Origin of the sequence: Brevibacterium sp. K11IcPPYGO002, from assembly GCF_050920635.1 — a bacterium.
Taxonomy (GTDB): domain Bacteria; phylum Actinomycetota; class Actinomycetes; order Actinomycetales; family Brevibacteriaceae; genus Brevibacterium.
The window spans coordinates 57,463-76,507 of the sequence record NZ_CP131929.1 but is presented as its reverse complement, the minus strand read 5'-3'; the positions used below and the strand labels follow the sequence as shown (position 1 = coordinate 76,507).

At 65.3% G+C, this 19,045-nt stretch carries 19 protein-coding genes; 10 read left to right on the top strand and 9 right to left on the bottom strand.

All coding sequences use genetic code 11. From position 1 onward, the window contains the following. Window positions 1–30: 30 nt before the first annotated feature. The 3 genes from QYM46_RS00365 to QYM46_RS00355 are packed head-to-tail and all read left to right on the top strand — an operon-like array spanning window position 31 to window position 2,095. On the top strand, window positions 31–645 hold the full coding sequence (locus QYM46_RS00365) for a DUF6230 family protein (RefSeq protein ID WP_169250857.1): 615 nt from the start codon (window positions 31–33) through the stop codon (window positions 643–645). Beyond that, window positions 645–1,259 carry a DUF6114 domain-containing protein gene (locus QYM46_RS00360; protein WP_432790257.1) on the top strand — a complete coding sequence of 205 codons (615 nt, stop codon included), beginning with the start codon at window positions 645–647 and terminating at the stop codon, window positions 1,257–1,259. The genes QYM46_RS00365 and QYM46_RS00360 overlap by 1 nt, the downstream gene beginning before the upstream one ends. Continuing rightward, window positions 1,256–2,095 (top strand): hypothetical protein, encoded by an 840-nt coding sequence (locus QYM46_RS00355; protein WP_432790256.1) that lies wholly within the window; start codon window positions 1,256–1,258, stop codon window positions 2,093–2,095. The genes QYM46_RS00360 and QYM46_RS00355 overlap by 4 nt, the downstream gene beginning before the upstream one ends. Before the next feature lie 95 nt (window positions 2,096–2,190). On the opposite strand, the gene QYM46_RS00350 is transcribed toward QYM46_RS00355, so the two are convergent. Both QYM46_RS00350 and QYM46_RS00345 read right to left on the bottom strand, forming a co-directional pair. Beyond that, complete coding sequence (locus tag QYM46_RS00350; protein ID WP_432790255.1) at window positions 2,191–3,861, bottom strand: alanine/glycine:cation symporter family protein; 1,671 nt, start codon at window positions 3,859–3,861, stop codon at window positions 2,191–2,193. Between the two features lie 126 nt (window positions 3,862–3,987). Next, window positions 3,988–4,788 (bottom strand): type 1 glutamine amidotransferase, encoded by an 801-nt coding sequence (locus QYM46_RS00345; RefSeq protein ID WP_432790254.1) that lies wholly within the window; start codon window positions 4,786–4,788, stop codon window positions 3,988–3,990. Between the two features lie 107 nt (window positions 4,789–4,895). On the opposite strand from QYM46_RS00345, the gene QYM46_RS00340 reads away from it, so the two are divergent. After that, window positions 4,896–5,546 carry a MerR family transcriptional regulator gene (locus QYM46_RS00340; protein ID WP_432790253.1) on the top strand — a complete coding sequence of 217 codons (651 nt, stop codon included), beginning with the start codon at window positions 4,896–4,898 and terminating at the stop codon, window positions 5,544–5,546. A gap of 39 nt (window positions 5,547–5,585) precedes the next feature. Here the strand turns inward: QYM46_RS00340 and QYM46_RS00335 are convergent, their stop codons facing one another. Continuing rightward, window positions 5,586–6,053 carry a DUF2871 domain-containing protein gene (locus QYM46_RS00335; RefSeq protein ID WP_432790252.1) on the bottom strand — a complete coding sequence of 156 codons (468 nt, stop codon included), beginning with the start codon at window positions 6,051–6,053 and terminating at the stop codon, window positions 5,586–5,588. Between the two features lie 145 nt (window positions 6,054–6,198). Here QYM46_RS00335 and QYM46_RS00330 point away from each other — a divergent pair, with 145 nt between their 5' ends. Further along, window positions 6,199–6,684: a hypothetical protein gene (locus tag QYM46_RS00330; protein WP_432790251.1), complete on the top strand. Its 486-nt coding sequence runs from the start codon at window positions 6,199–6,201 to the stop codon at window positions 6,682–6,684. A 46-nt stretch (window positions 6,685–6,730) separates the two neighbouring features. Here QYM46_RS00330 and QYM46_RS00325 read toward each other — a convergent pair whose 3' ends face one another. Then, window positions 6,731–8,224, bottom strand: coding sequence for an 8-oxoguanine deaminase (locus QYM46_RS00325; protein ID WP_432790250.1), 1,494 nt, complete (start codon window positions 8,222–8,224; stop codon window positions 6,731–6,733). Window positions 8,225–8,676: 452 nt separating this feature from the next. Between QYM46_RS00325 and QYM46_RS00320 the strand changes: the two genes are divergently transcribed. After that, window positions 8,677–10,287: a nucleobase:cation symporter-2 family protein gene (locus QYM46_RS00320; RefSeq protein ID WP_169250843.1), complete on the top strand. Its 1,611-nt coding sequence runs from the start codon at window positions 8,677–8,679 to the stop codon at window positions 10,285–10,287. Window positions 10,288–10,407: 120 nt separating this feature from the next. Here the strand turns inward: QYM46_RS00320 and QYM46_RS00315 are convergent, their stop codons facing one another. The 4 genes from QYM46_RS00315 to QYM46_RS00300 all read right to left on the bottom strand — a co-directional run bounded on the left by QYM46_RS00315 (window position 10,408) and on the right by QYM46_RS00300 (window position 15,536). Then, window positions 10,408–12,669, bottom strand: a complete 2,262-nt coding sequence (locus QYM46_RS00315) for an HNH endonuclease signature motif containing protein (RefSeq protein ID WP_432790249.1) — start codon at window positions 12,667–12,669, stop codon at window positions 10,408–10,410. A 178-nt stretch (window positions 12,670–12,847) separates the two neighbouring features. Beyond that, the gene (locus tag QYM46_RS00310) at window positions 12,848–13,525 is read right to left on the bottom strand and encodes an HAD family hydrolase (protein ID WP_432790248.1); all 678 of its coding nucleotides are present in this window, start codon (window positions 13,523–13,525) and stop codon (window positions 12,848–12,850) included. 33 nt (window positions 13,526–13,558) lie between these two features. Beyond that, window positions 13,559–14,308, bottom strand: coding sequence for a M50 family metallopeptidase (locus QYM46_RS00305; protein ID WP_432790247.1), 750 nt, complete (start codon window positions 14,306–14,308; stop codon window positions 13,559–13,561). 133 nt (window positions 14,309–14,441) lie between these two features. Next, entirely contained in the window at window positions 14,442–15,536 is a 1,095-nt protein-coding gene (locus QYM46_RS00300) for a Gfo/Idh/MocA family protein (RefSeq protein ID WP_432790246.1), read from the bottom strand. 175 nt (window positions 15,537–15,711) lie between these two features. On the opposite strand from QYM46_RS00300, the gene QYM46_RS00295 reads away from it, so the two are divergent. From QYM46_RS00295 to QYM46_RS00285, 3 genes are read left to right on the top strand one after another with little or no spacing between them, the layout of a single operon-like run. Then, the gene (locus QYM46_RS00295; protein ID WP_432790245.1) at window positions 15,712–16,590 is read left to right on the top strand and encodes a PhzF family phenazine biosynthesis protein; all 879 of its coding nucleotides are present in this window, start codon (window positions 15,712–15,714) and stop codon (window positions 16,588–16,590) included. After that, the gene (locus QYM46_RS00290; RefSeq protein WP_432790244.1) at window positions 16,587–17,558 is read left to right on the top strand and encodes a methyltransferase family protein; all 972 of its coding nucleotides are present in this window, start codon (window positions 16,587–16,589) and stop codon (window positions 17,556–17,558) included. Before QYM46_RS00295 ends, QYM46_RS00290 begins: the two co-directional genes overlap by 4 nt. Before the next feature lie 45 nt (window positions 17,559–17,603). Beyond that, window positions 17,604–18,035, top strand: coding sequence for a YdeI/OmpD-associated family protein (locus QYM46_RS00285; RefSeq protein WP_169250831.1), 432 nt, complete (start codon window positions 17,604–17,606; stop codon window positions 18,033–18,035). Here the strand turns inward: QYM46_RS00285 and QYM46_RS00280 are convergent, their stop codons facing one another. After that, window positions 18,036–18,434: a VOC family protein gene (locus tag QYM46_RS00280; protein WP_169250830.1), complete on the bottom strand. Its 399-nt coding sequence runs from the start codon at window positions 18,432–18,434 to the stop codon at window positions 18,036–18,038. Between the two features lie 101 nt (window positions 18,435–18,535). On the opposite strand from QYM46_RS00280, the gene QYM46_RS00275 reads away from it, so the two are divergent. Then, a complete protein-coding gene (locus QYM46_RS00275; protein WP_169250829.1) occupies window positions 18,536–19,018 on the top strand; it encodes a MarR family winged helix-turn-helix transcriptional regulator in 483 nt (160 codons plus the stop codon). Window positions 19,019–19,045: the final 27 nt, after the last annotated feature.

Below are 19,045 nucleotides of genomic sequence, written 5' to 3'. Positions count from 1 at the left end.
GACCGTGCTGTCGGTGGTCAAGGAGGATCAATGAAGTTCCGCAATCCCAGCCTCATCCGCAGGCTCGTCTCATCTCACGCCGGTCGCATCGCCATGGTCGCGATTCCCACAGGCGTCGTCTCAGCGATGCTCATGGGCGGGGTGGCCCAGGGTGCAGTCCCGGTCTCGTTCGCCATCTCCGGCACACAGTTCAAGATCTCCTCGTCGCAGCTCGAGGGAACCGGGTTCTCCCAGTACAGCGGAGTCGCCAAGGACGCCGAGGGCGGCAAGCACCCCGTCGTCACCGCGAACATCAAGGATGCGACCCTGGAGAACCTCTGCCAGTCGGCCGTCCAGGAGACTCCTCTGGGCAAGGTCGGCGTCCTCATCAAGGCGGGCGGAAAGGGCACCCCCGCCTCGGCGAAGGATCTGCAGATCGGCATGACCGGCCTCAAGGGAGACGCGGAGTTCGAGAACATCCGCATCGGCGTCGATGCCTCCGACGTCAACACGAAGGCCAAGGGAAGCAAGGGCGACTTCGCCCAGGACTCCGACACCATCTCCATCAAGGACCTCAAGCAGGACTCCTGGTCGACCACGGCCTCGGTCTTCACGCTCAAGGACATGTCGCTGAAGCTCACCGACGGATCTGAGCAGTGCGACTGATGAGGGACTCAGCAGCCAACGGGCAGCCGACCGATGAACGGGAGGCCGCCGAACAGGAGGCAACCGTGCAGAAGACGAGCCTGCTTGCGCTGTCCCGTCGGAGCCGACGCGCCGAAGAGCAGAGCGGCTCCTCCGAATCCGGCGTCGAGACGGCGGAATTCGCCGTCCCGACGCCGGAGGCGGGGGAGGCCGACCCCAGCGAGGGAGCCGAGATGACCGAAGACGCCGAGAAGCGTCAGGGATTCAAGCACTGGCGTCGGCAGCGCCCCTTCATCGGAGGTGTGATGGCCGTCCTCGGGGGAATCGAACTGTTCTTCTCCGGCCAGCTGGACCTCGGCAACATGCAGATCCAATTCGGCATCGAGGGACTGCAGGCGACGGTCGTTCCGATCGCCATCGTCGTCCTCGCTCTGCTGTCGATCTTCCGGCCGACGCACCATGTGTTCTACGGGATCATCGGCCTCGTCCTCGCAGTCTACTCACTCATCGGAGTGAACCTCGGCGGGTTCATCATCGGCATGCTGCTGTCCACCATCGGTGCGATCCTCGTGGTCGCATGGATGGGACCGCGCGGGCCGAAGGAGTCCGAAGCCGCTGAGGGGGAGACTGCATGAGGGTGCCCAGCCGCCGCACGGCCTCAATCCTCGCGGCAGCTGTCCTGATCCTCCCGACGACTCTCGGGGCGGGTTCGGTTGCAGCCGCCCACTCGTCACCGCTGTGCTCACTCGTGGGCACCTGCGATGACGATGATTCCGCCAAGTCAGAGGACCAGGACCCCGCACCCGCGGGTAGCCTGTCGCCCGGAATGCCGGTGAAGCCCAGCGATCCGCCGACGTCGGACCCGTCGCTGCCCGCGCCGGGTCCCACGGATGAGCCGAGCGATGGGCCGACCGAGGAACCCTCCGACGAGCCCACGGACCCGGGTGGTCTGGGACTCGATGAGCCCAGCGACGACCCGACCGAGGATGAAGATTCGGAAGAGGGCAACGGCGAGTTCCCGTCCGATGCACAGATGGACACGAAGGCGCCGATCTTCACGAAGACTCCGGCCGCCATGGGCTCTGAGGGCCTGTCGTTCAAGGGCCTCAAGGGAATCTCGTTCGTCTCGGTGCCCACCGCTGACGGCGGGTCCATCGTCGTGCTGAAGATCCAAGCCGATGAGATCAAGATCACCGGCTTCTCACTCACCGTGAAACCACCGGACGAGGAATACGGGCTGGTGACGAAGGCCGACACGATGACGCTCAGTGGCGATGTCACTGTCTACATCGGGTCGATCACCGCCACGACGAAGGACGGAAAGTCGCTCACCCTCGGGCCGGAGACCCCTCCGCCTATGGACGACGTCGAACCCGGTCTGCTGCGTGTGACGATGGGGCTCGTCGGATCCACTGCTGATTCGATCGCCTACACGAACACCGATCAGAAACTCAAGAAGGCCGAAGACTGACCTGCCCCCACCGAGGCGGTCCTCCTTCACCGTGGAGAGGAACCACCCGATGGGGTCGGGCTCAGCTCAGACGGAAAGGCCCGAAGGCCGCGGACTCAGTCCGCGGCCTTCTTGCGTTCCAGCTTCTTCCGACGCAGGGTGTCCCGGACGTCGCGCAGCTTGTCGCGTTTGCGCCTGCGTCCCGCCTCGGCTGCCCTGATCTGCTCCGGCGTGGGTTCGTGATCGCCCATTCCGACTTGGAGCTCGACAGGGGTGATCTCCTTCATCACACCGGCGTCGATCTTCGTACGCAGCCGCAGGATCTCGAGGCGGAGGATGCGGGCAAGGAAGTAGATGCCGAGCAGGTTTGGGAAGGCCATGAGGAAGAAGATCGCGTCGGAGAAGGCGATGACCGAGTCCAGCGACATCGAAGCACCGACGATGACGGCGAGGATCCAGAAGATCTGGTACGCCTTGTCAGCGGCCTTCGAGTTCTTCGTCAGGTACCCCAGCGCCTGCTGCCCGTAATAGCCGTAGGCGAGGATCGTCGAGAAGGCGAAGAGCACGACGGCGATCGTGAGCAGGTAGGGGAACCAGCTCGACACCGCGCCGAAGGCCTGCGCGGTCAGGCCGATTCCGTCCTCGGTGCTTTCGGTGTAGAGGCCGGTGGTGATGATGGCCAGCGAGGTCAGGGTGCAGATGATGACGGAGTCGATGAGCGGCTCCCACATCGCCACGAATCCTTCGGTGGCCGGCTTCGTCGTCTTCGAGGCGGCGTGGGCCATGCCTGCCGAGCCGATTCCGGCGGCGTTGGAGAACAGCGCACGCTGGATGCCGACGATCGCCACACCCACGGCGCCACCGGCGACTCCGCTGGAGCTGAAGGCTCCGGTGAACATGAGCGCGAAGGCGTGTGGGATCTGCCCGGCGTTGAGGGTGAGGATGACGATGATCGAGACGAAGTAGAGGATCGCCATGAGCGGAGTCAGCTTCGACGTCCACTGTCCGATCTTCTTGATCCCGCCGAGGATGACCAGAGCGGTGAGGGCGGCGATGATCGCGCCGATGAGCCAGAGCTTGTCGGCGAAGAAGCTGTCGTCGCTGCCGGTGGCCTGAACGATGATCGCGGCCGCCTGGTTCGCCTGGAACAGATTGCCGGCGCCGATGACGCCGAGCACGGCAGTGAGTGCATAGAACCCGGCGAGGAACTTCCCCAGCTTGGGTCGACCGATCTCGGCCAGCCCGGACCGCAGGTAGTACATGGGACCGCCGGAGACGGTGCCGTCTTCGTTGATCTGCCGGTATTTCACTCCGAGGGTCGCCTCGGCCATCTTCACGGTCATGGCGAAGAAGCCGAAGATGATGATCCACAGGGCGGCACCGGGGCCGCCGATGGTGATCGCTACGGCCACGCCTGCGATATTGCCCAACCCGACGGTGCCCGAGAGCTCGGTGGCGAGCGCTTGGAAGCTCGAGACCTGGCCAGGGTCGGTCTTGCGGGTGAAGCGACCGCGGATGATGCCGACGGAGTAGCGGAGTCCGGTGAGCGGTTGGAAGCGGAGGTAGACGGTGAGGAAGACGGCGGCGGCCATGAGCCAGACGACGATGAGCGGGATGCCGATCGAGCCGACCTGGAGCTCGAAGAAGACGATGCTGCTGAAGGCCTGTGCCGCGGGACCGAGGAAGGATTCGATGGCCTCGTCGACTCCGGCGGCGGCGAGGTCGGCCTGGGCTGCGAGGTCGGCCCCGGTGGCGGCTTGGACGAGATGTTCGGGTAGTGAAGTCATATCTGCGGGCGCGAAGTTGCGTTTCGTCCGGAGGGTTGGTCCGGGACCGGCTCCCGTGATCAACGTAACAACCGCCAGGCTGATTTTCAGCTTTCGCTCAGATAAAGCCTCTTGTTCACATGCTTCTCACATATTTAAGGGCGCATCCGGTCTGGACGCCTCGGCCTCACGTCGGCCTTCGAGAAATGCGACGAATGACCGAGCCAGCCGCCTCCCGTTGTCGACGAGAGCGGCATCGTGGGCTTCGACCTCGGCAATGATCGAGTCTTCGGTCTTGCCGGCCGGCAGGGCCAGGTCGTTGCCGTCCAGCCACCGAGAGATCTGCGTGGCATCGGTTTCCGGATGGAACTGAGTGCCCCACGCGAATTCTCCGAGGCGGAAGGCCTGGACCGGGGCATCGGAGCCGGTGATGAGGAGTTCGGCTCCGGTCGGCAGGGCCATCTCCTCCTGATGGAAGAGCACGGACGGCAGCGACTCTCCTTCAGTCGACCCAGCACCGGTTGACCCGCCGCCGACCAGTGGGCCGAACACAGGGTCGGATTCCCCCGCCGAGGTGGCACCCAGTTCGTAGATCCCGATCTGCGGGTGCGCCCGCCGGGTGATCGGAGCATCGCCTGTCACGGCAAGCATCTCCCCGCCGAGGCAGATGTTGAGGCTCGGGAACTCCCCGCCGATCGATCGGCGAAGCAGGTCACGGACCTCGGGGAACCAGGGGTTCTCCGCGTCCTCGGTGGGTCCCGCGGACCCGCCGAGGACGATGAGGGCGTCGAACGCACCGAGCTCCGGGATCACCTCGCCGAGGTACGGCCGGGTCACCACCACCTCGGCGCCGGCTTCGTCCAGCCACTTCCCGAACCGCTCGGGCCCGGTACCGCGTTCGTGCTCGATGGCGAGGATGCGCACTCGGCCCTGGGAATCACTGCTCATGGCTCCATTGTCACCCAACGGGTGGACATTCATGAGTCGGAGAGCTGACCTTGAACCTGACACCGTGACAGGTGGTGGACTGTCGATGACGATATCGAGGAGAGCACATGAGGATCGGTGAATTCGCGCAGCTGGGGCAGGTATCGGTGCGCATGCTCCGCCACTATGAGTCGATGGATCTGTTGGCTCCTGATTCGGTCGACCCGTTCACCGGACACCGCAGCTATACGGTGGCGCAGCTGCCGCGCCTCAACAGAATCATGGCGCTCATTGGAGGGACTGACATGAACTACCCGGACTGCATCATCAAAGAACTGCCTGCCGAGAGAGTCCTCGGACAGACGGTCGTTCTCGGCGAGTCCCCATTCGACACTTCCGAGATCGGACCGCTGTTCGGCAGTGTTGCCGACCGCCTCGCGGAGGCGGGGATTCGACACGCAGCCGGCGTCGGCATCTACTCCGACGCCGGGCACGGAACCGAGGTCACCTGCGGCTATCGCACGGAATCAGCTCAGGAGATTGAGAGTCTGCAGGTCACAGAGCTGAAGTCGTGCACTGCGGCGACTCTCATCCACGAGGGGTCGATGAGCCGCATCGGCGCCAGCTGGCAGCACCTCTCCGAGTGGTGCATCAGTCAGGGATATTCCCTGGCCGGCCCGTGCCGCGAGGTCTACCTCGAGACCGGTGACGACAACACCGCTGACAACTCCGACCAAGCTGGATGGATCGTCGAGCTCCAGCAGCCGATCATCGTGTGACGGCGACGCTGCGGAACCGCCTCGGCGACGGTGTGCCGGTCAGCGCGACAGCGACGTCGCCTCCGCACCTGCGGACACGGCCTCATCGGCCGCACCCTTGTCGGCCACGACCTTCTTCCGCAGGGCGAGGAAGAACAGGACGAGGCTGACGGACAGGGCGATGTGGCCGAGGCCGGCGATTCCGGCGATCATGGCATTCGACTCTTCACCGAGGACGGTGAGCGAGCCGTGCCAGACCATCATCGACGCAGTGAGGACCACGCCGACGTTGTAGAGCCAGAAGAACCACGAGAACAGCTTCGAGCCGGAGAGCCCGAACACCTTGTCGAGGGCGAGGATGATGAGGAGGACGATGAAGCCGAGAGTGAGCAGGTGCGTGTGGACGAGCCCGAGCTGCGTGAACTCACCGGAGGGGAAGTCGTTGGCCTTGGTGAACTCGCGGTAGAACAGTCCCGAGAGGACACCGAGGATCATGTACGTGAACGCTGCGTTGAATATCTTCTTCATGCTTCCATTTCATCAGCGCGCGGGCGCGGTTTCCTGACCCACAGGATTGAACTCCATCCCCAACTTTCGATTGATGTTCCCGCACACAGGGTCCTGGGGCCCCGAAAATCGGCTCCGGAGCCGACAATCCCGCTAGCCTGGTGGCATGGCCATGGAGAACCTGCTTGCGAAGATCGACCGCCTCGCCGGCGGCAGGAAGGCCGGCATCGTCGTGCCCTCGGACGGCCTCGAACAGCCGAAGACGAAACGCGCCTTCGCGTGGATCACTTGGCTGCTCGTGTTCGAACTCGTGCTCGGCTTCGGAGCCGTGGTCTACGCAGTGCTCATCGCCAGGGCCGGCGAACCGGTGCCGTTCGCCGTGTGGATGCGCACCCTCGTCGTCCTCGGCATGACCGTGACCCTCTTCTACTTCTTCTGGCGCGCAACCAAGGGCTTCTACTGGGGGTACCAGCGCCTGCGCCTGTTCACCCAGATCTTCCCCGTCATCACCCTCGTCATGGCCGCGATCCCCGGCCTCTATCCGGTCTGGATGATCACCGAGCAGATCGTGTTCAGCCTGGTCATGATCGGCGTCGGCGACTTCCTCACCGGCGACCACCTGCGCGAGGTGTTCCGCAGACCTCAGGACTGAGGGACCGCCGAGGAGGCCGCCGACTTCCACTCAGCCGCCGCGGACCTCACCCCGCGACGAGGCGGCGCGCCTCCTCCTGATGCGCGGCGATGAGGGCCTCCTTGTCGAGGGCATGTCCGTCTGCGCCGATCGCGCGGCCGTCGACGACCCGCCACTGACCGCCGACCATCACACGGTCGGCCTTCTCCGCGCCGCAGAGGACGAGCGCGGGGATCGGGTCATGCGAACCGGAGAATGCGAGACCGTCGAGGCGGAACATCGCGAGGTCGGCCTGCTTGCCGACGGCGATGGTGCCGAGGTCGTCGCGGCCGAGAGCCGCAGCCGACCCCTTCGTCGCCCAGTCGAGGACACGATCGCAGGTGACAGCCTCGGCGCCGTAGCGCAGTCGTTGGATGTAGAGAGCCTGCCGGACCTCCCGGATGAGGTTCGAGGCGTCGTTCGACGCGGATCCGTCGACGCCGAGTCCGACGTTGACCCCGGCGTCCTCGAGTTCGACGGCGCGGGCGATTCCCGAGGCCAGCCGCATGTTCGAGGTCGGACAGTGGGCGACGGAAACGCCGGCGGCGCCGAGGCGGTCGATCTCCGAATCGTCGAAGTGCACACCGTGCGCCAACCAGGTCCGCTCCCCCAGCCAGCCGACGGATTCGAGGTAGTCGACGGTGCGCAGGCCGAAGGTTTCGCGGCAGAAGTCCTCTTCGTCGATGGTCTCGGCCAGGTGGGTGTGGAGGCGGACATCGAGTTCATGCGCGAGTGCGGCGGACTCGCGCATGAGCTCGGTGGTCACGGAGAACGGGGAGCACGGGGCGAAGCCGATCTGGATCTGAGCGCCGGGTCCACGCTGGTGGTAGGTCTCGACGAGTCGGCGGGAATCGTCGAGGATGACGTCTGCATCCTGGACTGTCTGCTGCGGGGGCAGTCCGCCGTCCTCCTCGCCCAGGGACATCGATCCGCGGGTGAGCATGGCACGCATGCCGAGTCTCCGGACGACGTCGACCTGGATGTCGATGGCTACGTCCATGCCGGTCGGGAACAGGTAGTGGTGGTCGGCCGCGGTCGTGCAGCCGGATTCGAGGAGTTCGGCCATCGCCACGGTCGTGGCGAGTTCGAGCGCACGCGGGGTCAGCCTGGCCCACACCGGGTAGAGGTTCTGCAGCCACCCGAACAGCGGCAGGTCTGCGACAGGCGCCCACGCCCGGGTCAGCGTCTGATAGAAGTGGTGATGAGTATTGATCAGACCTGGTGTGATGACGTGCGCTGAGGCGTCGACGATGTCGAGGGCAGCCGCGTCACCAGCGGTCCCGCCGGCCCCGGGGGTCCGTTCGGCCCCGGGGGTCCGCTCGGCTCCGTATGCCGTGGGTTCGCCCCCAGCGGGGACGAGTTCCACGATAGTTCCCGTGGCCCGATCGACGACGATTCCCCGCGCCGCCCGGTTCGGATCGACACCGGCGCCGAGGTGGACGGCCAGCGGATCACGGAGCCACAGTCGGTCTGTCGAAGGGTTCTCGCCGGACGGTGTGCCGGTTCCATTGCTGTCGGTCATCGTGTCGCCTTTCACTCTTGAACCGTGCGCGTCGAGCGCGCACCATCGGTCAGTGGCGACAGAACTGGGGCCGACGCCACCAGCTCAGGTTTTCCGGCGTCTGCTGCTCCGCCGGTCGGTATCCCATCGGGGATCTTCGGCTGTACCCACTGGTCGGTGAAGCGGTACGATGGCCCAAGACCATCGAGCTGAGCGAACGATCAGTAGATTGTCGAGGGATGAGTACACGACTGCCGTGAACTCTAGCATGTGCCACGGGTCACTAAAATGGCTTGCGGGCCAAATGGTATTCCTTTAGAGTTTTACGATAAGGAAATTTCCTTTCGCATAACGGAATTATGCAACCGATCCCTCGGTCGAATCGATGCCCGCTCGCACGCTACACCGGCCACTGAGGTCGGTCAGTCACAGTGAGGTCTTCGCCCCCGAGGACGTACTCAATGGAGAGATAAATGTCGGTATCCCATCAATCACCCAGCGGCGACCGCAAGACCGCGGTCAAGGGCAAGCAGGCCCGCCCGGAGGACGAACGACTTTCCGTCGGCAGCTCCTTCGCCTACGGGCTGCAGCACGTGCTCACCATGTACGGCGGAATCATCGCGGTCCCCCTCATCATCGGCAATGCGGCCGGCCTCGACGGCAACGGCATCAGCCTCCTCATCGCCTCCTGTCTGTTCATGGGCGGTCTGGCAACTATCCTGCAGTCGGTCGGTGTGCCGTTCTTCGGCTCGCAGCTCCCGCTGGTCCAGGGCGTGTCGTTCGCCGGCGTGGCGACGATGACATCGATTCTGGCCGGTGGCGATGGCCTGCCTGCGGTCTTCGGTTCGGTGCTGGTCGCCTCGGTGATCGGATTGATCGTGGCCCCGGCATTTGCGCTCATCGTGAAGTTCTTCCCGCCGGTGGTCACCGGCACCGTCATCACCACGATCGGTCTGTCACTCATGCCGGTCGCCGCGGGTTGGGCCATGGGTGGGGACGCCGAGGCCGCTGACTACGGCAGCATGCGCAATATCCTCATCGCCGTTGCCACGCTGGCCATCGTGCTCATCCTCAGCCGAATTCCCGTCGCCGTGATCTCCCGCCTGTCGATTCTGCTGGCCATCGTCGTCGGCACGATCGGCTGCCTCATCTTCGGCTGGGCAGATTTCTCCCATGTGCTCGATCGCGGCGTCTTCGCGTTCCCTGAGCCGTTCGCCTTCGGTATGCCGACTTTCTCGGCCGCAGCGATCATTTCGATGTTCATCGTCATCATCGTCACCTTCGCCGAGACGACTGCGGACATCATCGCCGTCGGAGAGATCGTCGACACGAAGGTCGATTCCAAGCGCATCGCTTCGGGTCTGCGCGCCGACATGCTGTCATCGGCAGTGTCGCCGGTCTTCAACTCCTTCACTCAGTCGGCATTCGCACAGAACGTCGGACTGGTCGCCATCACGGGCGTGAAGTCACGCTTCGTCGTCACAGCCGGTGGTGCGATCCTCGTGGTTCTCGGCCTGCTGCCCGTGATGGGCGGAGTCGTTGCCGCCGTTCCGACTCCGGTACTCGGCGGAGCGGGAATCGTCCTGTTCGGCACGGTCGCCGCGTCGGGCATCCGCACGCTGTCGAAGGTTGAGTACGAGGGCAACCTCAATATGATCATCGTGGCGGTCTCGCTGGCCTTCGGCATCATCCCGGTCGTCGAGCCCGATTTCTACAACGCCTTCCCGAATTGGGTCGGCATCATCCTCCACTCGGGAATCTCGTCGGCCACCCTCATGGCAGTGCTGCTCAACCTCGTCTTCAACCACATCGGCGTGAAGACGAAGGATCGTTCGGACCGGTCGGTCTTCGTGGCCGGCACAGGGCGAGTCATCCGCAAGGAAGAGCTGCAGCGCCTCATCGACAACGAGGCGATCCTCACGGAGGGCGACACCGTCAAGGACGGAAAGATCATCGACTGCAACGGAGAAGAGGTTCCGGTCGTCACCGAACAGCAGCACGAGAAGGTCATCGACGCCGCGCAGAAAGGTGAGGTCCGCAGCCAGGACGACGTCCGCCGCCTCATCGCCGAGGACGGAAACTGACGTCGGACGCGAGGACGAGAGCTGGAACCGGAAAGACCGTTTGGACCCCGGTCGCCGTCTGCGAAGGCGCGCGGCCGGGGCCTCTTGTGTCACCAGGCTGCCGTCATAGCCCGGCTGCCGTCAGAACGGTGGCGGATCCCCGGAGTCCCAGTAGTTGTTCCACTCCACTCCTCGGCCGGGCTTCGACTTCTGCGACCGGCGAGGCGCCTCGTCGGTTTCGGTACTCGAGACTCCCCCTGCCCCAGCCGTCGGGACACACTGGACCCCTCGTCCGGAGTCTTCGAGCTTGGATCGGCGGGATGGCCCCGAGTTCTCGAGCCGTGCCGCTGGACCCGGTTGGCCGTTGTCGCGAAGCCGTTCCGTGGTGCCGGGGTTCCGCTGTTCAAGCAGATTCGGCAGGTAGTCATAGTTCTCCACCTGACGGGCATGCTCGGCGTTGATCGGGTTGTCCGGCGGATACATTCGTGCGACGACACCACGAGTGAAGGAATACTCCACCGCCCCGTCCTCGGTCATTCGGACCGAGAACCGGCGGTCGGTCTTCGCCTGGTGGTCGGGTTTGCACAGCGGGTGGAGGTTCTCGAACGTCGTCTGACCGCCCCGGGCCGGATCGGCATGGTCGAAGGGGATGATGTGGTCGACTTCCGAAGTCTCTGCCCTGCGAGTGCAGCCCGGAGCAGAACAGGACTGCCATTTGCCGACCAAGGGCGCGCGCACGTCCGCAGGGATGTGGTAACTGCGTGAGCGAGCATCGATCGGCGTCCCGGTAGCGGGATCGGTGAGGATCCGGTGCCAAGTGGGGCTCTCACCTGCGAGTGCCCGTGCCGCGTCGGGCGGCACCGGTGTGCCGTCCGAGAATGTTCCCGGCAGCTCCGACTTTCCCACCGCGGTGAGATACGGAACCGTCACCATCACCTTGGCCTGCTCTCGGACCCACTGTCCGTGGGTGGGCATGACGAGTTTGATGGTGGTCTCCACGTCGGCGCCGGTGCCCGCCACCTCTTCGGCTTCACGCTGCGCCGCCTGCGCGGTGCGGTCGACCGCGGCTGCAGTGATCGGGGCTGCGGGGTCCGCGTCGTCGGCGGTCTCGAGCGCGACTTCCTTGGTGGTGGTCTCACCGGTTGCGGTGTCGTGGGTCGTCACGGCGATGGTCATCTGCGGGGTTGCCCGAGTGGCGATATCGAACATGAAAGCGGCGATGCTGTCCTGATCGGCGACTTCGAGGCCGGCGATGTTCTCATCGGTGAGTGCCGAGATGTTGCCGTTGCGGATCGCTCGGGCGAATGCCTCGATGCGCAGGTAGAAAGCATTGAGTTCCACAGCGGGTCCGGACAGAGTCACCGAGGCGGTGCCGTCGGGGTAGGTCATAATGTCGACTCGGCGGCGCTTCTCGGCCAGTTCGGTTCTGTCGTCGACCGGCACGATCGCCGCGATCTTGAGATTCAGCGACTTCCTGAAGGTCTCCAGGGTGATATCGGCACGGCGGTCACCCAGGTAGGCATCAAGGCGCGGCAGATACTCGAATGCGACATCTTTGATGGCACGGGTCGCTGCAAGCACGTGCTCGATCGTGAACTCACCGGCCAGGCAGCGCTGCAGGAACTTCGGCAGTCCGAATGCCAGTGTGACGGCGTTCGTGATCTCGTTGTAGGCACCGTCGCTCGACGAGCCGAGGACCGTGGTCAGCTCGGCGATCTCCTCGCGCGTGGCGAGGTCGTGGACCCAGCTGTTGAAGGACTTGTGCAACCCGAACTTGGGGAAGTTCGGAAGCGAACTCGCCGACGGAGGCTGCGACTGATCGACGATGCTCTCCTCGGTTGCGGAAACATCATCGGCGCTTTCATCGGCGCCCGTTTCAGCGGCATCGGCGGCAGCGACATCGGCGCCACGATCGGAAGCATCGTCCGCCTCGGCGCCATCGTCGGCGGCAGCACCTGCGGAGGCGGCGGCGTCATCAGACTCGTCGAGAGGGCGGCCCTCGAGGACGAAACCGGTGGACGTCCAGGGGTCCACGAAGTCATCCCTTTCGGGCAGCAGCCCATCACGTGCCGTGATGAAGCGGCCGACTGTCTCGGTGAATGTCGCGTGGTAGTAGATCTCGTCGCCGAAGGCATAGCGGAGCTTCTCGAGCGCATCGGACAGGAACAGCCCGGCAACGGCTTGGAGCTCAGCGAGACGAACGCCCGTACTCAAGTGAGTCAGGCTGACGACCACAGCCATCGGCGAATCAGGGTCGACGTCGAGACGACGGGGTGAGTCGGGACCGACCAGAGGCACCTGAGGCGACGAAGCGGGGTCGGCCGAAGTCTCGGGCGAACCGGAGACTGGTTCATTCGAGGCATGCTCGAGACCGCTGTCGCCCGGATCCTGAGGATCCTTCATCGGTCTCGCCGCCTTTCACGTCGATGTGAATGCCTTGTGTCTATTCTACATCCAAAGAGAAGAATTGAATGTCACAGTTCGATTACAAAAAGTTTCTTTCTAATGTTCAATGATTTTTGCTGTTCTTTGATGAAGCACTCTTGTCTCCGGCCAAGAGCCACCCGCACGAGCCAGGCACTTATTCAGCCAGCAGACCGGGCAGCTGCCCCATCACGCTGAATGTCTCGGCAGCACCCGCAGCCAACAGCGTGTCCGCACTCTGATGAACCGGGGAATCCGGGCAGAACCCGAGCACATGGGATCCGGCCGCAGCGCCGGCGATCACCCCGGTGGGGGAATCTTCGATCACGGCCGCCTCGGCGGGGTCGATGCCCAGGGAAGCGGCCGCCGCGAGATAGACGTCGGGGGCGGGCTTCGAATTCGGCTGCTCCATGCCGGAGAAGATCCGACCCTCGAAGGCATCGAAGAGGCCGATCTTGCGCAGCTGCAGCTCGATCTTCGGACGATCCGCTCCCGACGCGCAGGCGATCCTGCCCTGGTAGATCTCGGCAACGCGCTCAACGGCATCGACGACTCCCGGAATTGCCTGGAGAGAGGCCTCGAGCTGGGCATTGCGCCGCCGCCGGAACTCGGTCATCCAGTCCCCGTCGATGCGGAATCCGGTGTGCTCTTCGATGACATCAGCCTCGTCGCGGAGCATCTTGCCGACGAAGCGCGCAATGCATTCGTCGGCGCTCAGCTGCCAACCGAGCTCCTGCAGCATCTGGTGGAGGACACCGTTCGTGATGGTTTCGGAGTCGACGAGGACTCCATCACAGTCGAAGAGGATCGCGGAGTAGTTCGGAAGTGGGGCCATACTCCGATTCTGCCACCCGGCACTGACGCACAATCACACCGCGCCGACAGACACCGCCGTGCACAGCACCCGCGCGGTGGCGAGCGCGCAGACGATGATGACGAGCGCAAACAGCGTCAGCCAGGCACCGGCGGGCAGAGCCGAGCCCTGCGCGAGGATATAGGCATCGGACTGCTGCACACGGCGCCTGCGAGTGTGGACGCGGATGACCTTGAGGAGATCCTTGAGGGACCCGATCGTCAGCGCCGTGCCGAGTGCGGCGACGAAAACCGAGATCCATTCCAGAGGCAGGAACACGACGACGAGCTGCGCCGCGATCGCCGTGATCACGGCGATGACCGCGCCCGCGAAGTTTCGGATGAAGATGAGCGCGACCAAGAGGATCAGCGCGCCCATCGACAGGGCCAAGGGGGCCCAACCGAAGACCGCCGAGGTGGCCAGGACGAGTCCGAGCACGCCCGGGGCCGGATATCCCCAGAACCCCGCCCACGTAGCGGAGAAGCCGACCCGGCCGAAGGAGTTCATCTGCCCCGAATGGTCGAAGTTCAGCGAAATCCCTTTGACCACGCGTCCCGTCATGAGGGCGGCGAATGCGTGACCGAGTTCGTGGACGAAGGTCACGAACAGCCCGAAGAACCTCCAGATCCCCGGAGTCACGGTCACGACCAGCGGAATCCCGATGACGAGCACGAGCCCGAGGAGGTCGAGCTCGAGTCCGTCCTGCCGCCCGAAGCCCGAGGTGATGGCGTCCCACCACGTCGCCGTTGCCTGCTTGAAGTCCATAGCGGCCCAGTGTACGAATCGCTCCTGAGCGGGATCCTCAGGACCTCCTCAGCGATTCGGGAGGTCGCGGCGCCCATGGTTCGGAAAGTCGGTGCGCCCATGGTTCGGGAGGTCGGGACGCCCAGACTGACAGCTACTCGACGTCGACCCAGGAGCGTTGCCGCACCGACCGGAGCACGGCCTCCGTCACAAGCACGGCTCGCACCCCGTCTCGCAGCGTCGGCAGACCTTCGGGCGGCTCGCCGGCGAAGTAGGCATAGGAGTCGGCGACGAAGGCGGTGAACGCATCCTGGTAGCCCTGCGGGTGCCCGGCCGGGACCATGCACAGGCGAGCGGCATCGGCGGACAGAGAGTCGGGGTCGCGCACGAGGAGGCGGCTGTCGGCTCGCCGACCGAACCACAGCTGTTCGGGCCGCTCCTGCTCGAAGCGCATGCTCGCCTCGGTGCCGGCGATCTCGACGGTCAACCCGTTCTTGCGTCCGGGAGCCAGCTGGGACACCAACAGGGAACCGATGGCACCGCCGGAGAACTCGATCGTCACGGCCACGGTGTCCTCCGTGGTCACCGCGGTGCCGCCTCGGCGAGGGTGAACGGTTCTCGTCGTCGCCACCAGGGACGATATCCGGTCGTCGACGATGAACTCGATGAGGTCGACGAGGTGGGAACCGATATCGGCGAATGCCCGCGAGGGGCCGCCGCGCCCTGATTCGACGCGCCAGTTCTCGTCGCCGGCTCCGAGCAGCCAGTCCTGGAGGTATCCGGCGTCGACGGTCAGCAGCGTTCCGGCCTGGCCCTCGCGGAACCGGGCGCGGGCTTCCCGCACCATCGGGTGGTAGCGGTAGACGAACGGAACGGTCCCAAGCAGACCAGCTTCGTCGGCGCGGGCCAGCACGGCACGCGCAGGAGCCGAATCAGTGGCCAAGGGCTTCTCGCAGATGATGTTCGATCCCGCGTCCAGCGCCTGCAGGGACTGCGCGGCGTGGAGGTCATTGGGAGTGCAGATGTGGACCGCATCGAAGGTGCGACCAAGAAGTTCGTCGGACGAAGTCGAGGTCTCGAACCCCAACTCGGCCGCCGCCTGTGCCGATCGGTCCGGCCGAGACGATGCGACGGAGTCGAGCACGGCTCCGGCCGAGCGTGCGGCACGACTGTGGACACGGCCCATGAACCCGCCGCCGAGCATTGCGATGCGCAGATCCCGTGCCCGCGCAGTGTCACCTGAGAGCATGCCTCATTATGCAATCACCCTGCCCGCCGAGTCGACCGTCCCGCCCTCCGCAGCTGACACCCCCGCGCCGCCGGGGGCCAATCCACGAACGCTCCGGCCTGGGCCTTTACACTGTGAGAAGCGCCCGCGCAATCCCCCGCTCGCCGCGTGGTCCGCATCTTGCGAAGGAGTGTCATTGTCACAGCACCGCCGATTCGCCCAGGTCGATGTCTTCTCTGCCGTGCCCTTCCAGGGCAACCCCGTCGCGGTCATCGTCGATGCCGATGGCCTCGATGAGTCGCAGATGGCTCGCATCGCGAACTGGACGAACCTGTCCGAGACCACCTTCGTCCTCCCGCCCGACGACCCCGCGGCCGACTACCGCCTGCGCATCTTCACCCCGCACCGGGAGCTGCCCTTCGCCGGCCACCCCACCCTCGGTTCTGCCGCGGCCTGGCTCGACGCCGGAGGCGCCCCGAAGCACGAGGACCGCATCGTCCAGGAATGCGGTGCCGGGCTCGTCGACATCCGCAGAACCCCTCGCCGAGGCGGCCTGACCGACCCCGCCGCTGAACCCTCCGAAGCCCTCGCCTTCGCCGCCCCCGATCGCCTCCGCTCGGGTCCGCTCGACGACGCGTACGTCGATCAGATCGCGGTCGCCCTCGGCGTCGACCGCTCCGAGATCCTCGGACACCAGTGGGCCGACAACGGCCCCGGCTGGGCGGCCGTGCGGCTGGCCGGCGCCGAGAAGGTGCTCGCGCTGACCCCCGACTTCTCGGCGATTCCCGATGCGAAGCTCGGCGTCCTCGGCGCCCACCCGGAAGGGTCGGAGCACGAGTACGAGATCCGCGCCTTCGTGCCCGGAGTCGGCGTCGCCGAGGATCCGGTGACCGGCAGCCTCAACGCCTCCGTCGCCCAATGGCTCATCGGTGAGAACCTCGCCCCGAACAGCTACACCGCAACCCAGGGAACCGCCCTCGGTCGTTCCGGAGTCGTCTCCATCACGGCCGAAGACGACGAGATCTGGGTCGGCGGAGCCACGTCCGTCTGCATCCGCGGGACGGTGCACACATGAATCGACATCTCACCGAAGTGAACAAACCGAAGAAACGACTGCGCATCTTCCACGGCCGCATGTACTTCGCCCTCCAGGCCCTCGCCGGAGCGGCGTGGTGGCTGGGCACCGCGATGATCCCCGGAGTGGCGACAGCGATGCTCGGCGGCATCAATCCGCTGCTGATCGCGATCGTCGACATCCCGCTCTTCGTCATCGCCTCCGCCCTCGCCGCGCTCAACGTCCGCTGGGCGGTGTGGATCGCCACCGGCTGGACCGTGCTCGTGGCGCTGACCATGGTCATCTATGCCACCGCCACCACCGAGGCGGGACTCGGTGCCGTACTCATGATCCTCGCCGCGCTCGGCAGCCTGCTTGCCGGGGTGCTCATGATCGTCGGCCGCATTCCCTCCGAGAAGCTCCTCATCGGGCCTTTTGCGTTCCACAGCTCCCACACGCGGGTGCGTTCCCGCCTGCTCGTGCACACCACGGTTCAGATCGTCGTCTTCTGGGGCGTCTTCCTCATCATCATCCCGGTCATCATCAATGCCTTCGAAGACCGGTGGAACCTCGCCTACAAGTTCCCGATCCTCCTGGTCGTCGTCGGCTTCGCCCTGCTCGCCGTCTCCAGCGTCATCGGCGTGTGGTCGGCGCGGGCGATCGCGAACTTCGGCTCCGGCACCCCGCTGCCCTCGCAGATGGCCCATCACCTCGTCGCCCGCGGACCCTACGCCTTCGTCCGCAACCCGATGGCCATCGCCGGCATCGTCCAGGGTGTGGCGATGGGTCTGCTCATCGGTTCGTGGCTCGTCGTCGTGTACGCGCTCATCGGCTCACTGCTGTGGAACTGGCTCATCCGCCCGCACGAGGAGACCGACCTGCTGGAGCGCTTCGGTGACGAATACCGCGACTACGCGAAGCGGGTGCGCTGCTGGTGGCCGACCTTCTCGACCGCCGAATCCGATCCCGACCTTGTCGACGAGGACTGATCGGCCTACGCTCAGGCGTGAACGACCGCTCACCGAGGAGGCCCCATGGTCACGTTCACCACTGAACTCCTGACACTCGGCAACAATGTCGGCATCGAGGTTCCCGAGGACATCGTGCTCGGCTTCGGCGTGGGCAAGCGGGTTCCGGTCATCGTCACGATCGCAGGCTATTCCTATCCGTCGACGACCGCGGTGATGGGTGGGAAGTATCTGCTCCCGCTGGCCAAGGAGCACCGGGAGAAGATCGGCGTCGCCGGCGGTGAGACCCACGAGGTGACGCTCACGCACGACACCTCGAACCGGGAGACCCCGGTTCCCGATTCCCTCGCCGAGGCTCTCGCCGCCGCCGATGTCCGCGCGGCTTTCGATGCGCTCGCTCCGTCGAAGCGCAAGGAGCATGTGCGGCAGGTGACCTCGGCAAAGGCCGAGGAGACCCGTGATCGCCGGATCGCGAAGATCGTCGATTCGCTGCGCTGATCACCCCGCGTCGTGGAACGTCACCGCATAGCCGTCGGGATCGGCGATCGCGAAGGTCAGCCCGAAGGGGCTGGGAGCGGGCGCCCGGAGGATCTCCACCCCCGCCTCGGCGAGGGAATCGTGCAGTGCCTGCGCATCATCGCACCTCAGCCACAGCGCCACCCCGTTTCCCGGACGGTCACCGGAGTCGAGGTCGACGCCGGGCAGCGGCTCGCGCACGGCGAAGGGGATCGGTGAGGTCGTGAACACGACCGCTCCGGGCGGGGCGGCCGGAGCACGGGTGAGTCCGAGCCTGGTTTCGTAGAACTGCGCGGACGCTTCCACGTCGCGGACCTGCAAGGCGATGAAGTCCGGACCACTGACTGAGTCGACCTGCGGTGCGGTGCCTGAGGCATCCATGTTGCTCTCCTTCTCTTCCGGGACCCCGCCACCCGACGTGAATCCCCTCATCATTCAATGTCAGTATTCTGACATAAACGAATGTATGTCAGAATACTTACATGAGTCAAGGGTCGAAGGATCACACTGCAGGAACCGGGGATGGGCCGGTGGAACTCGAGTCGCTGCTGGGCTATCAGCTCAAGCATCTGCAGACGGCGCTGCGGTCGACGATGGACGAGACGCTGCGGCCGCTGGAGCTGACCACCCCTCAGTACAACTGCCTCGAACAGCTGCGCAGGCGGCCGGGAGCGTCGAATTCCGAGCTCGCGCGCGGCGCCTTCGTCACCCGGCAGACGATGAATACGCTGCTGCGCGGACTGCAGGAACGGGGACTGATCACGAGGCCGGCCACGGCCGACTCCGGTCGCGTCCTGCCCACACGTCTCACCTCGGCCGGCGTTGAGGTGCTCGATCAGGCCGTCTCCCGCGTCGAAGTGGTCACGGCCCGCATGGTCTCACCGCTCGACGATGAGACTCGGACGATGGTCACCGAGGCGCTCGGCCGGTGCATCGCGGCCCTCGAAGAGCCTGAGCACCGCTGAGGGCTGGGAGATCGGCGCCCGGGACTG